Annotated in this window: 9 protein-coding genes; 1 reads left to right on the top strand and 8 read right to left on the bottom strand. The window is 34.5% G+C overall.

Annotated features, from left to right (window positions below):
* Positions 1-99: 99 nt before the first annotated feature.
* From AC5ZCW_RS07600 to AC5ZCW_RS07580, 5 genes are all read right to left on the bottom strand, one after another.
* On the bottom strand, positions 100-903 hold the full coding sequence (locus AC5ZCW_RS07600; protein ID WP_496118882.1) for a DUF2490 domain-containing protein: 804 nt from the start codon (positions 901-903) through the stop codon (positions 100-102).
* A 459-nt stretch (positions 904-1362) separates the two neighbouring features.
* Positions 1363-2760, bottom strand: coding sequence for a TolC family protein (locus AC5ZCW_RS07595; protein ID WP_343541493.1), 1398 nt, complete (start codon positions 2758-2760; stop codon positions 1363-1365).
* A 1-nt stretch (position 2761) separates the two neighbouring features.
* Positions 2762-4114: an HlyD family secretion protein gene (locus AC5ZCW_RS07590; protein ID WP_496118881.1), complete on the bottom strand. Its 1353-nt coding sequence runs from the start codon at positions 4112-4114 to the stop codon at positions 2762-2764.
* Positions 4115-4116: 2 nt separating this feature from the next.
* Positions 4117-5772, bottom strand: a complete 1656-nt coding sequence (locus AC5ZCW_RS07585; RefSeq protein WP_343541488.1) for a peptidase domain-containing ABC transporter — start codon at positions 5770-5772, stop codon at positions 4117-4119.
* A gap of 101 nt (positions 5773-5873) precedes the next feature.
* A complete protein-coding gene (locus tag AC5ZCW_RS07580; RefSeq protein ID WP_343541487.1) occupies positions 5874-6278 on the bottom strand; it encodes a hypothetical protein in 405 nt (134 codons plus the stop codon).
* 353 nt (positions 6279-6631) lie between these two features.
* Here AC5ZCW_RS07580 and AC5ZCW_RS07575 point away from each other — a divergent pair, with 353 nt between their 5' ends.
* Complete coding sequence (locus tag AC5ZCW_RS07575) at positions 6632-7090, top strand: DUF1810 domain-containing protein (protein WP_496119150.1); 459 nt, start codon at positions 6632-6634, stop codon at positions 7088-7090.
* Between the two features lie 275 nt (positions 7091-7365).
* On the opposite strand, the gene AC5ZCW_RS07570 is transcribed toward AC5ZCW_RS07575, so the two are convergent.
* The 3 genes from AC5ZCW_RS07570 to AC5ZCW_RS07560 all read right to left on the bottom strand — a co-directional run bounded on the left by AC5ZCW_RS07570 (position 7366) and on the right by AC5ZCW_RS07560 (position 13765).
* A complete protein-coding gene (locus tag AC5ZCW_RS07570; protein ID WP_496118880.1) occupies positions 7366-9411 on the bottom strand; it encodes a protein-disulfide reductase DsbD family protein in 2046 nt (681 codons plus the stop codon).
* A gap of 143 nt (positions 9412-9554) precedes the next feature.
* Positions 9555-12371, bottom strand: a complete 2817-nt coding sequence (locus tag AC5ZCW_RS07565; RefSeq protein WP_496118879.1) for a M16 family metallopeptidase — start codon at positions 12369-12371, stop codon at positions 9555-9557.
* An 11-nt stretch (positions 12372-12382) separates the two neighbouring features.
* The gene (locus AC5ZCW_RS07560; RefSeq protein WP_496118878.1) at positions 12383-13765 is read right to left on the bottom strand and encodes a TlpA family protein disulfide reductase; all 1383 of its coding nucleotides are present in this window, start codon (positions 13763-13765) and stop codon (positions 12383-12385) included.
* Between the last annotated feature and the right edge of the window lie 21 nt (positions 13766-13786).

The following is a 13786-nucleotide window of genomic DNA, read 5'->3' as shown; positions in this document are numbered from 1 at the left end:
TTAATATTAAATTATTTTAAAATATTAAAAACTATTTTAAAAAAGCAGTGCAAAAAAGATTTCAAAATAAAATTGAAGAAAAATAATGAAGTAAAAAAATTAATCTGCGCCACCATCGACGCTATCAAATGTTTCGCGTTCTTTTGGTCTTACGCTATATTTTAATGAAACCATAGGTCCATAGTAAACATCAAATTGAGTTCCGTTTGTACGCAACTGCATCTGACCGATTACGCCTGCCAAGAAATGAATATTCGGCGTAATTCCGGCAGTATAATAAACCGATAATCTGAAAATATCAAAATGTTCGTCGGCATAATCTTTAGAGGCAAATTTCAGCATCAATTCGGTATAATAGCCAATATTAGGCGCCAGAAAAATTGGTTTTTCTTTGCTTTGTCTCAAATAATGATTGACCCCAAAACGAGCTCTTATTCTTGGTATTGTTTGGTGATTGCCGTTTCTATCATCAAAAAACTTGGTTTCGAATCGCACTTGTTCGAAAAGAGATCCTTTGGGCATTTCCTGCGTATAGGTTCCCATAACAATAAGTCTATTTTCTAAAGTTTTGTAATTTCCCGCTTCTTCTATCGCATATTTCTGATTGTGTGCATATCCTAACCAAAGCTTCATATTTTTAAAACCAGAATAAATAATCCAAGGGCGTATTACTTTTCGCTGTGTATATTCAAAAGGATTTCCGTTTGTGTAAGCGCCTTGTGTAACGAGCTGCATGTCTGCCTGACCGCTCAAATTCCATTTTTCTATTAACGGAAAAGCAACGTCAACTTCGCTTATAGATGCAGGAATGAATCCCATTGTGTAAGGAGCGTCTTGGGCTTTTAAAACTTGAGAAAGAATGATGCAGCAGAATAAAAGGAAACTCTTTTTTAATAAACTCATAATTCGTCAATATTAAATTATACGGCTTCGAAATAAGAAAGTCTATCAAATTTAAATAAAGATGTTTTTTACTTTAAAAAAAAGCGGTTTCATGTTATAATATGAAACCGCTTTTTGAACATTTCTTCAAAACAAAAAAGCTTTAGACAAACATCTAAAGCTTTTTTAAACTCAAATTCTGAAAATTAATATAATACAGACAGGTACAAAGCTGACTGTTATTTTTGTGTACATATGATATTTCGCCCCTCTGGGGCTATTTTATAGATCAAACATATATTTCTATAAATATTTCGTCCCGCTGGGACTAACGATATATAATCCTGCTGTGACTTTTTAAAGCTCTGGAAGAGCGATATATTTATGGCTAAAATCTATGCTCCCTAATTCAGAAGCTCCAAAGGAGCGGCATATTAGATTCCAATAAATTTCAACTATCCAATTATACATCGAAATTTGTTAATCTGGATTTGCCAATATCTTGTACAATTCGGCATTCGACAGATAAAACTGATTCTCTAAACTTATTTGCGACAATTTTGCGCTAACCAAATTGTTTTCTCTTGAATTGATCAAGAAAATAGAACTTTCTCCGAATGAAAATAATTTTTCTTCTGAGTTCAGCATTGTCATATAATCTTTTACCAGATTGTCAATTACGACTTTCTGTTTTCTTAATGATGCAATTTCGGTCTGCTGTGCTTTTACTTTATTTTTAAGTTCTAAGCGCTGCTGGTCAATATCGAACTGCATGTCCTGAATCTTCAGTTTTGCCATTTTTAAACTTCCGCGTTCTTTTCTTAAGAAAATAGGAAAGCTGAAATCGACATTAAACTTATAATCATCGGCATTAAAATTATTCCAGTAATTAGGTTCTGAAATGTAGTTATAACCCACATTAATCTTCGGAAGCAACGAATTGGCCTTCAACTGGCGATTGACTTCCAAAATATCCATTTTGGTTTCTAAAGATTGAATTTTTGGATGTGCGTCTAATGATTCAACATCGACCATCATGGCATCTGTCTTCAACGTTTCTTCTATAGTCTGAATTAAATTCTGCTCTGGTTTCACCAACTCTCCCAATTCAACCGGAACATTCTCAATCCATAAAAAATTAGCCAGTTTCAGTTTTGCTTTTGCTAATTTTAAATTTCCATTCTCAACATTCAGTTCTCTGTTTCGTACGGTTATTTTAGCTTCAACGCTATCAATTGCAGGTGCATCACCTGCTGCGATCAGCTTTTTAACACCTTCAAAACGAGTGCTGGCGAAACCTAAATAATTTTTATAAAGCTCAGCTTCGTTGTAGCTTTTTCTCCATTCAAAATAAGCTTCACTCGCTTGATATAAAATTTCAATAGCTCTTAGTTTTCGCTGTGCGTCACTTAGTTTTACCTGAAGTTTTCCTTCACGCACATCGGCCATTCTTTGATTGATAAACATTCCTTGCCCCAAAGCAACATTAATTCCTAGCGAAGTTAAACCTGCTTCTGGCGTTTTGTTTTGCGGGTTAAGATATTGCCCTTCTGCATCGTCAAAACCAGCTTTTACTTCAATTCCATACCAAGTCGGAATTTTGAAACTGCTGTTTAGTACCGAATAATATTCTGTGCCTTTAAATTCTTTCTTATTGTAATCTACTTCAATTTTTGGATCAAATCCGCCTCGAGCCAGCATCAATTTTGCCTGAGCATTTGTCACTTCAAGATTGGCTTGTTTTACCAAAGGATGGTATTTTTTTACATATCCCAAATACTCTATAAAAGTAAGTTCCTCTTGATTAAAATTCTGGCTCTGCAGTGTAGAAAAACTTAATAGAAATAAGAAAGAAAACAATTTTACAAGATTTCTCATTTTACTTTTTCTCCTTTCCTTTTTCTTCTTTTTCTCCTGAATTATAATAGTTTGGCGGAAAACCATTTAAGTTTCGCCAAATCTCATACCATACCGAAACGGTTTCTAACAATGCAATACTTTGTGCTCCAGCACCAATACTCAATTCTTTTGGCCAATGGCGATCTTCTCCGTCTGGAGAAACCAAAATTCTATATTTACCGTTTGGACTAATGAAGTTTTCTATCGCTACGACTTTACCTCCGTAAGTTCCGTAAGACAAACCAGGCCATCCAGAGAATACAATTCTAGGCCATCCGTCAAACCAAACACGAACTTTTGCTCCGCGGTGCACCAAAGGCAAATCGATTGGATCTACATATGTTTCTACAGCAATATCGTATTTAGACGGCATAATGCTTACTACTGGAGTTCCTTCTTTTATTGTTTCTCCAAGACCAGCCAATAAAGCACGGTTTACATAACCGCTTTGTGGTGCGGTAATATAATACAAACCGTTTCTCAACCTGTAATTGGTATATTGATTCTCTAGTTTATTAACCTGGGCTTCTGTGTCGTATTGGGTGCTTAAAGCCGTAAACTTATCGCTCCTAGATTTTGATATTTTCTCAGCATATTCGGCCGTAATTCTATTGATTTCTACTTTTGCATTGATCAATTCGTTTTTACTGCTCAACAGTTTATTTTCTTGCGTAATCACATACGCTTCAGATTCTTGCAGTTTTAATCTCTTCTGCTCGACATCTGTCATTGGTTTTAAGCCTTCTTTATTTAAAGCAGTAGAACGGTCAAATTGTGTTTTTGCAATTCTAAGCTGCGTTTTTACTGCTACAAGATCCATACTGTCGCTTTTTATTTTCAGTTGCGACTGACGAATTTTGTTTTGCGCCTGCTGTAATTTCAATTGTTTTTCTGTATTCAAAGACTGCGCTTGAACATCTAGCGAATTTACTTTATCACCGTATGATTCTACGGCCATTTTTTTTGCATCTACTTGTTGTTTGGTATTGTTAACCAAATTAGGATCCAAATAATCTTCTTTGATCTCAGAAATGTAAAGAATCGTATCACCTTTCTTTACATAATCTCCTTCTTTTACAAACCATTTTTCGATACGTCCTGCAATGGCATTATGAACTGTTTGTGGTCTTTGATCTGGTTTTAAAGTCGTGACAGAACCTGTTCCCGATATATTCTGCGTCCATGGCAAAAAAAGACAGGCAACACCAAAAATCAAAAATCCGATTATGACTTTATTTAAAATCTCATAATGAGGTCTTCGGGCAACGCTTGTAATCGATTTGTATTTGCCCGGCGTTATAAGTACGTTGTTATCTTTAGATAGGTTGAGCATGATTAAAGCTTTATGTCGTTAATAATTTTTCCGTCATCAATCGTAATCATACGACTGCATTTGCTTTTCCAAATATCATTTTTAGAAGTTACAATAACAGTCCAGTCGTTTTCTTCAGAAAGTAAAAAATCAATAATTTTACTCGACGTTATTTCGTCCATTTTATCAACCGGATCTTCCAAGAATAAGATATTTGGTTTACCCACAATACTTCTGGCCAAAAGAATTTTTTGAACATCAGAAGCAGAAAGTTCACGACCTCCGGGATGGATTTGATTCTCCAATCCGTTTTCGAAAGTTTTAATGTATGGTGTCAGTCCAACATTATCTAAAGCCCATTTTAAATCATCACTATTCAATTCTTCATTTCCAAAAACAATATTCTCGCGAATTGTTCCTGCAAAAAGTGTGTCGCCCTGCAAAAAAGTTCCTGCCTGAGCTCTATATGTGTCTTCGTTAAGGCGATTCATATAATTATCGGTAACATACATGGCACCGCTTACTGGCTCCAAAACCCCCGAAAGGAGTCGAAGTAAAGTACTTTTTCCTGCACCATTTGTTCCGGTAAGAATAATTTTTTCGCCTTGAGAAATTTTCAAATTAATATTCTTAAGCGATTTTTTATTGTGTTCTGGATAATGGTAATTGATGCTTTCGGTTTCAATATTGATTCCGTTTTCTGTCTTGCCTGAAGTCTGAGGAATACATGAAGTTTCCATATCGGTCACTTGACCAATTTTTTCAACAGAAGTTAGTACATCATAAAAAGATTCCAATCCGAAGATAATTTTTTCTACCGAGTTGATCAATAGTACAATTACAATTTCAGCTGCTACGAACTGCCCTATGTTCATTTGGTGGTGAATTACCAGAAAACCACCGATCGATAATAAGGCAGCAGTAACAATTACTTTAAAAATAGTCAGCTGAATATATTGTTTCTTCATTACCTGAAAGTGTTTTTCGCGGTAATTTACATAGCTGGTAACATAGCCGTCATTTCTGTCCAAAGCATATTCAAAAGCTCCTTTTCTGCGGAAGCTTTCTCTATTTCGCGCAATTTCCTGAAGCCATGCTGCAACTTTATATTTAAATTTCGATTCGTTTAAACTGGTTTCTAAACCGTCTTTGTACGAAAATTTAAAAATGACATATAAAATGACAATAAAAAGAAGTCCGATTACCATAAAGAAAGAATGGTAAAGAACCAAAAGAATAATTCCCAAACCTACCTGCAGGAATGCGGTACAGAAATCCAGCAGCAGTTTTGCCGTTCCTTTCTGGACCATCAAAGTATCAAAAAAGCGATTTGCTTTTTCTGGAGCGTACTCTGAGTACATTTCTTTAAATTTAATTAAGGGCAATCTGTAGGCAAATTCAAATGAGGAACGAACAAAAATTCGCTGCTGCAGATTTTCTACAATACGAAGCTGTAAAATGTTCAGCACTCCTCCAAAACCAACGCCAATCGTAACCAGAATCACGAGAACGATCCATGAAACGCTTAGCTGTCCGCTTTGAATAAAATTAATAATGGCCTGAATTCCCAAAGGCAGAGAAAGATTTACTATCCCTGCAAACGCAGCATAGAAGATAATTTGATAAACATCGCGCTTATCTAGCTGCAATAAGTTGTAAAATCGTTTGAGTGGTGTCATGAATTTAAGTATAAATACAAGATTATTACATAGAATAAATATACGGCAAAAACCGCAGTAATGGATTAAGATTTTTATCGTAATCCCTAAAAAACAAGTATTTATGAATTAAATCGAGGAGGCGGTATATCTATTTTACCATGAAAACCAAACGAGAAGATTGTATTATCAATATATTTTTTACCTTCAACTTCTATTAAAAAATAAAAATTAGGCATCAGCGATTCTGCTGAAACCAGATATTCCATTAAAGGAATTCCTTTTGCTAATTTGGCTGTTTTAGTATCTTTTGTTTTGTAATCGTCCAATTCTTCTGGAATTCCGTCGCATTTAAAAATCTTTTTTAAGAAGTTGCAAGTAATCCCTTTTACAGTATAAGTTTCAGCATTATCGCTTAAGATTCTTCCAACGCTATTAGAAATGTTTAAACTGCTAATTAGAAAATAGCCGACAAGTAACGCCTGAAGGCATTTACATAAAAAGCTATTTTTAATTTTGTTCAACATAATTCTAAAAGGCCGAAAGTTTAATTAAATCACATCGTTTTTGAATCAAAATATCAATGATTTAAGGCGTTTACTGTAATTTTTATGAGGGCGCAAGTTAGAGCCTATTTTTTTTTAGAACATTAAAATAACATTAGAATTTAAAACGCTTCAAAACTTTAAAATTATATTAACAAGGCATTCTTACACCGCTATCGGAATTATGTAACGACCAACTGCAATTCTATAACTTCTACTAAAATGGGTGTTTTACCTTTGATGTTCGAAATTTTGACAAAGAATATTAAAGCAGTGCAACCGTGTTACCTATTAAAGAAACTCCATATATAAACGATTTAATACAGAATCAAAACATGATCTACGCTAAGAATGATTTGACGCGATTTTTAGACGCACAAAACAAATTGTATTTGACTGCTCTTTCTGAAATTAAAAAAGGCAAAAAAGAAACGCACTGGATGTGGTTTATTTTTCCTCAAATTAAAGGTTTAGGAAAAAGCACTATTTCTGATTATTATGCTGTTGCCGATTTAAAAGAAGCGACAGAATTCTTAAATCATCCGATTTTGTCGAAACATTTAATTGAGATTTCGAAGCTTTTACTGACTTTAAACAAAAAATCGGCAGAAGGAATTCTGGGAGATTTAGGCGCCAAAAAATTGCATTCTTCTATGAGCTTATTTGTTCAGGTAGAAAACGCGCATCCTGTATTCCAGCAGGTTTTAGATACTTTTTTCTTTGGGCATTTGGATCAGCTGACTTTAAATTTTACACAAAAAGTTAGTGCTCAGCCAGATACAGTGCTTTCTTAATATTCTTAGAACTCAAAAAAAAAGCGGTTATTTCGAATTGAAATAGCCACTTTTTTATTTTAATAAATCATATGAAATCATTCCGTCGGAATGTCTCGTCGGTAGAAGATAAAGAACAATTACGTTTACGTTCCGTAGGAACGTTTGATATACCGGATTGCAAAAAACAACGCAAAATTCAAACGTTCCTATGGAACGTTAAATAACGATCATAATATATTTTCTACCGATGAAATGTTCCTACGGAACAGATAAAATAAAGGTAAAAATTATGATTACGAACTTTTCTCAAAATTAGAAACGCCTTTTTTCAGCCAGTTCAAATATTCTTCAATATCTGGATTATAAGCCGAAGTTTCGTTGAGCGTTTCTCCGTTATGATCTACTAAAACATAAAATGGCTGTGCGTTAGTTTTGTACGTCAGCGTTTGGAATTCGCTCCATTTCTGTCCAATATATTTTAGTTTTTTTCCTGTTAGTTTTGAAGTAATCTGCTCATGCGGATTCAGTTCTCTTTTGTCATCTACATAAAGTGAAATTAAAACCAAATCGCCTTTTAAGATTTTCTGAACCTTTTCGTCCGACCAAACATTATCTTCCATTTTTCGACAGTTTACACATGCGTGACCTGTAAAGTCTATCATAACCGGTTTTCCGATTTTTTTGGCATATTTCATACCTAAATCATAGTCAGTAAAAGCCATGATATTATGCGGTCCAAGCTCTGCTCCTTCTGGAAGATTTTGCGTTATTTCGCCCGAAGAAGCATTATTCAAACCATTCGGAATTTCACTGTAATGCATTGGCGGCGGAAAACCGCTAATCATTTTAAGTGGCGCTCCCCAAATACCTGGAATTAGATAAATGGTGAAAGCTAAAACCAAAACCCCCAATCCAAGTCTTCCAACACTTATATTTGAAACTGGACTATCATGCGGCAATTGAATTTTTCCGAATAAATAAAAAGCCAGTGTTCCGAAAATGGCAATCCAAATTGCTAGAAAAGTTTCTCTTTCCAGCCAATGCAATTGCAAAACCAAATCGGCATTAGAAAGGAATTTGAAGGCAAGAGCCATTTCCAAAAACCCTAAAAATACTTTTACAGAATTTAACCAACCTCCCGACTTTGGAAGCGAATTCAGCCAGCCCGGAAAAGCGGCAAATAAAGTAAATGGCAAAGCCAAAGCCAGAGAAAAACCAAACATTCCGACAAAAGGTGCAATTCCTCCGCGAGAAGCGGCTTCGACCAATAAAGTGCCTACAATTGGTCCCGTACAAGAAAAAGACACAATTGCAAGAGCCAAAGCCATAAATAATATTCCGACAATTCCACCTCTATCGGCTTGCGAATCGACTTTGTTTGCCCATGCATTTGGAAGCATGATTTCGAAAGCACCCAAAAATGAAAACGCAAAAATCATTAAAAGCACAAAGAAGATCAGATTAAACCAAACGTTTGTAGAAAGTGCATTAAGCGAATCTGCTCCAAAAATCCAAGTCACAACAGCTCCCAAAAAGATATAAATGGCAATAATGGCGATCCCGTAAAAAACGGCTTTTCTTATTCCTTGCGATTTGGTTTTACTTTGTTTGGTAAAAAAACTCACCGTCATCGGAATCATCGGAAAAACACAAGGCGTTAGCAATGCCGCAAATCCAGAGAAAAATGACAATAGAAAAATCGCCCATAAACTTCTTGATTCTGTTTTTGGTTCTCTTTTTTGGATTTCTTTTTGAGGTGTTTTTACAGCTTCAGCAGGAACAATTTCTTCTGTTTTTTCTTTTATTTCGGTAACCGAAGAATCTATTACTGCTGTTTTTGTTTCTTCCTTGACAGCAGCTTCTATTAAAGTTTTCGCTTTCGCGGAAGGGCTAACGGCAAACTCCAATTCGTCTGAACTTGGTGGCAAACAGTTTTCATCATTACAAACCATAAATTCAACCTCTGCATTGATTTTGAAAGGTTTTGATGAAAGTATTTTAATGCGCTGCTTAAAAGTCGTTTCTTTTTCAAAAAACTTAATCTGCATTTTAAAAACAGGATCGTTAACCGTTTTTCCTTTTTCTTCTTTTACAGCGTCCGTTAACTGAAAATCTGCGCTTTTTATAAAATTAAAATGAGTTGGAATCGGTCCTCCGTCTGCAACTTCCTGACTGTACAAATGCCAGCCCGATTCTATAATGGCTTTTGCCTGCAATTCGTATTCAGTATCAGAAATTTTCTCGACACTGGTTTTCCATTTTATGGGATTGTATATCTGAGCCTTTACGAATATGGAAAACAGCAGGAAAAAGCCCAGTAAAAAAATATTCTTTTTCATGGGTAAAAATCTTTAGAAAGAGGGTTGAATAGCAAAAAACAACCCTCTAAGTAATCCGCTATACAAACTAAATTGCTTACTAATTCAAAATAACTATTTGATAGGGAAATACAAATTAAACTCTAGTAAATAAAGGGGTCAGATTATTTTAATGGTTTGAAAACTACTTCATAAGAATCTGCTTTGTTCAAAAATGAATTAGCAAATTCCTGAATGTCTTTTGCTGTGATGCTTTTTACAATATCAACATAATTTTTAGGATCATTCATATTGTAATCGTTCTCAAAATAATTATAAATCAAGTTCATGCTATAACTGTTGAAGTTTTTGCTGTCTTCTCTCGATTTCAAATAGTTTGTTCTTGTTTTCTCAATGTCTTCAGCAGCGATTTCTCCCTTCTTGATTTTATCAATTTCCTGATACACAATTGGTAGTAAATGTTCTACTTTGTCGGCATCGCAATCAAAATTAATCTGAAGATTTGCTTTTGAAATCGGAAGCTTATCCATAGTTCCTCTTACTTGTGCACCATAAGTTCCACCTTCTTTTTCGCGAAGACTTTCGGTATAACGTAAAGTCAGCACATCACTTAAATACGAAACCAAGATTCTGTTTTTTTGAGAAAAAGCAAGATCTTTTAAAAAGGAAATTCGAACAGAACTTTTTGGTGTTTCCATTTTGATGAAAACGTCTTTATCAATTTTATTTGATGTCCATTTCGGAATGTCTGTTTTAAACTTTTCTTTGCGTTTAATTCCGTTTATACTCGCAATATATTTTTCTAACAAAGGTTTTAAAACTTCTGGAGTAACATCTCCAACAATATAAAATTCAAAATTTGAAACATCTGCAAAACGATCCAAATAGAAAGCTTTCATTTTATCAAAAGATAAATCGTCGATAAATTTTTGATTCAATGGCAGAATTCTTGGATTGTTTTTCCCGTAAACCACATCCATTAAACTGTCTCCCATTTTTGCATTGATATCATTTGCCCTGTTTTTAAGCGAATTTTCTAATCTTTGCTTCATAAGCGCATACATCTGATTATCAAATCTTGGCTGCACAAAACGCAAATGAACCAATTGCATCATTGTTTCGATATCTTTTACATTTGCCCATGCCGTAACGGTCTCTTTCAAAGAGCCTACATCTACAGAAGAACCCGCAATTTTTCCCTTTAAAACTTTTGTCAAATCAACATTTGACAGCTCACCAACTCCAGACATTAGAGCTAATTCACTTGCGCGACTAACTGATGGTAAATCTTGAGATTCATACAAAGAAGATCCTCCAAAACTTTCACCTTTCAGATCTACTTGCTTCTTGTTTTTATCGGCAAATTTATAATGCACTTTTACGCCATTGCTCAATACAAAAGTAGTAGCATCAATTGCCGCTTCTTTTTTCTCTGAAACAATTTTTCCTGAATTGATTTTCAGATTTCCTAAAAGTGTTTTTCCTTCAAAAGTATCCACATAAGGTTGTAACGAAGCATCGTTTTCGGCTTTCTGAATAATATCAAAAGCTTTTTCCTGAGTTAAGTTATTCTCGTTTTCTACACCTGTAACCGCTACAACACGATTTTGTGCCGTATACAATGTACTGATTTGCTCTTGAAGAATTTTAGTGTCCACATTTTTCAAAATGCTTTTTACCATTTCAAATTCAGCTTTAGGATCGGCAATAACTTCGTGATTTAGATAATCATCTTTCACCATTCCAATAACATCTTTATGCGAAATCTCATTTAGCTTTTCTAAATAATTTTCGTAACCCGAAATGTTTTCTGTAACCGCTCTATCAATTTCTCCTTTAGAAAAACCAAATTTGTACGCACGAACCCATTCATTCATGACCATTGCAAAAGCTTCGGCTTGTTTTTCTGGTTTTGGAGAAACATTCAAAATCCAGATATCATTTAAACGAGTATAGTTTTGGTATCCAATTGAAGCACTTTTAAACGGGCATTCTTGTTTCTGCGCCATTTCTGTCAAACGATTATTTAGAATAGAAAAAGCAAGACTTCTTTGAGTAGATTTTTCTAATTCGGCATAGGTATTTGTTGATTTTTCAGCTGTATGACGAATCATATAACTAATGTTTGAAGCCGAAATTTCTTTATCTAAAGCCAGTTTAAAAGTTGGTTCTGTTCTTTCTGGAATCGCGATTTCAAAACGCTTTTTAGGATTTACTGGAGTTGGAATATCTGCAAAAAGTTTCTTGATTTTTGCTTCGATTTCGTCTGCGTTAATATCTCCTACAATTGCGATTGCCTGCAAATCTGGACGATACCAATCTTTATAAAAATCTTTTAAAACTTGATATTTAAAATTCTTTACAATATCCATATCACCAATTGGCATGCGGTCTGCATAAAGCGAATTGTTGTAATAATACGGCGCCAACTGATTGTAAATTCTTGCTCTTGCGTTTTGTCTTGTACGCCATTCTTCGGTAATTACACCACGTTCGGCATCGATTTCTTCATTTGTAAGCGATAAGAAATTAGACCAATCGTGCAAAACCAGCAAACAAGTATCGACAACTCCGCCATCTTTTGACGGAATATTATCTAGGTTGTAAACCGTTTCGTCTGTGCTTGTATATGCGTTGATATTTCTACCGAAAACAGCACCTTGTTTTTGAAGCGTATTCAGGATTCCTTTTCTTTCAAAATTTTTCGTTCCGTTAAACGCCATATGCTCCAAGAAATGCGCCAGACCTTTCTGCTGATCGTTTTCTAAAATCGAACCAACGTTTTGAATGATATAATAACTCGCCGTATTTTTATTGACATCTGTCGGATAAATATAATACGTCATTCCGTTTGGCAGCACTCCTTTTTTTATTTTTTGGTTGACTGCAATTGGATCTGTTGCTTTAAAGTTTTGCGCTTGCGCGAAAGTTAAACTTCCGATAAAAAGCAGTAAAACTGATATTTTTTTGCTGTATTTCATAAAGCTATTAATTAACCTTTCAATAATTTATCCAGTTGCTCTCTCAACTCTGGATTTGACGGACGAAGTGCATCTGCATTGATAATGTTTCCTTTTGGATCAAACAATAAAAATCTCGGAATCGCATTTACATCATAATTCTTAGCTACATCAGAACTAAAATCTTTATCAGCCATTAACTGAATTCCTTTTAATTGTTCTTTGGTAACATAATCTTTCCATTTTTGTGCATCCTTTGGTTTATCTAACGAAAGGCTTACAAAAACAATATTTTTTCCGTGATAATCTTCTTCGATTTTTTTCATGTGAGGAATCTCCGCTTTACAAGGTCCGCACCAAGTTGCCCATAAATCGATGTACACAAATTTACCTTTAAAATCTGAAAACGATACTGGTTTATTGTTAATGTCATTGTATGTAAAATCCAATCCTTTCTGCCCTACACTTTTATGAAGCACTTTTTCATATTCTACTAAAAAGGCTTTGCTCGCATCTGAAATCATGAAAGGTTTAATGCTTGGCGCAATTTTTTCGTATTCTTCAATTTTCATTCTTGAAGTGGCAACTTCTTCACGAAGGTAAACATCTTTTAAAGCTGGATCTGTAATATGAGTAATTGATTCTGTTAAATCTAAACGTTTTGGTTTCTCACCACCATTAATGGTTACATAGAAAAAATAATTGGTCATTAAAGAAACTCCGTTTGCTAATTTTAACAAATCTGGATCTGTAAACTTTTTGTCTGTCATCCAGGTTTTGATTACAGCTGGACGATCGTCTTTGTCTGGAAATGCAGTTCTTGGCATTCTGAAAAAAGTATAAGTCAACTCTTCCACATCTGTTGCAACAGCCAATTTTAATAATTTATTGAAACTGGCATCTTTTGTTTTAATCGATTTTGAAAATTCATCTGCTTTGGCAATTCCTTTATCAATGAAAGGGTAAAATTCTACATAGGTTACATTGCCTCCTAATCTAGCGAAAGGCGCAAAATCGTTGTAAATTTCATTTGCTTTTTGCACCAAAGCATTTTGTCCGATGTTCTTTCCGCTTAAAACATAATTTTCTTTATTGATAACCAGATTAAGATCTAATTTAGGTTCTAGATACAAACGAATTAATTGGTTTCTGCTTTTAAATTGACCGTAATCTACATAATAAAAGCCAGCAGCTGAAACTGGTGTCATAAAGCCGAATTCCCCCAGCGAATTGACTTTTGCGGTAGCCGCAACGGCTGGCTTTCCATCTTCAACATTGTAAAGTGTAACTTCTTTTGCTTTGAAATCTGGAATTGAAATTGTTCCTCTAATTACTGCATATTCTGAAAGATTTGCAGCAAAACTCATTTGAACCATGATGAAGGTTAAAATGAAATAAAAAATGTGTTTTTTCATTGTTTCTTTGTTTTTTGGTTG

The organism is Flavobacterium sp. PLA-DH12 (assembly GCF_059511845.1).
Note: the sequence above shows the minus strand (reverse complement) of the source record. Positions and strands in the feature narration are given on the sequence as shown.

What these genes read in the sequence shown, in the direction of transcription:
- AC5ZCW_RS07600 (WP_496118882.1), bottom strand. Translation starts at nt 903, where the DNA reads ATGAGTTTATTAAAAAAGAGTTTCCTTTTATTCTGCTGCATCATTCTT.
- AC5ZCW_RS07595 (WP_343541493.1), bottom strand. Translation starts at nt 2,760, where the DNA reads ATGAGAAATCTTGTAAAATTGTTTTCTTTCTTATTTCTATTAAGTTTT.
- AC5ZCW_RS07590 (WP_496118881.1), bottom strand. Translation starts at nt 4,114, where the DNA reads ATGCTCAACCTATCTAAAGATAACAACGTACTTATAACGCCGGGCAAA.
- AC5ZCW_RS07585 (WP_343541488.1), bottom strand. Translation starts at nt 5,772, where the DNA reads ATGACACCACTCAAACGATTTTACAACTTATTGCAGCTAGATAAGCGC.
- AC5ZCW_RS07580 (WP_343541487.1), bottom strand. Translation starts at nt 6,278, where the DNA reads ATGTTGAACAAAATTAAAAATAGCTTTTTATGTAAATGCCTTCAGGCG.
- AC5ZCW_RS07575 (WP_496119150.1), top strand. Translation starts at nt 6,632, where the DNA reads ATGATCTACGCTAAGAATGATTTGACGCGATTTTTAGACGCACAAAAC.
- AC5ZCW_RS07570 (WP_496118880.1), bottom strand. Translation starts at nt 9,411, where the DNA reads ATGAAAAAGAATATTTTTTTACTGGGCTTTTTCCTGCTGTTTTCCATA.
- AC5ZCW_RS07565 (WP_496118879.1), bottom strand. Translation starts at nt 12,371, where the DNA reads ATGAAATACAGCAAAAAAATATCAGTTTTACTGCTTTTTATCGGAAGT.
- AC5ZCW_RS07560 (WP_496118878.1), bottom strand. Translation starts at nt 13,765, where the DNA reads ATGAAAAAACACATTTTTTATTTCATTTTAACCTTCATCATGGTTCAA.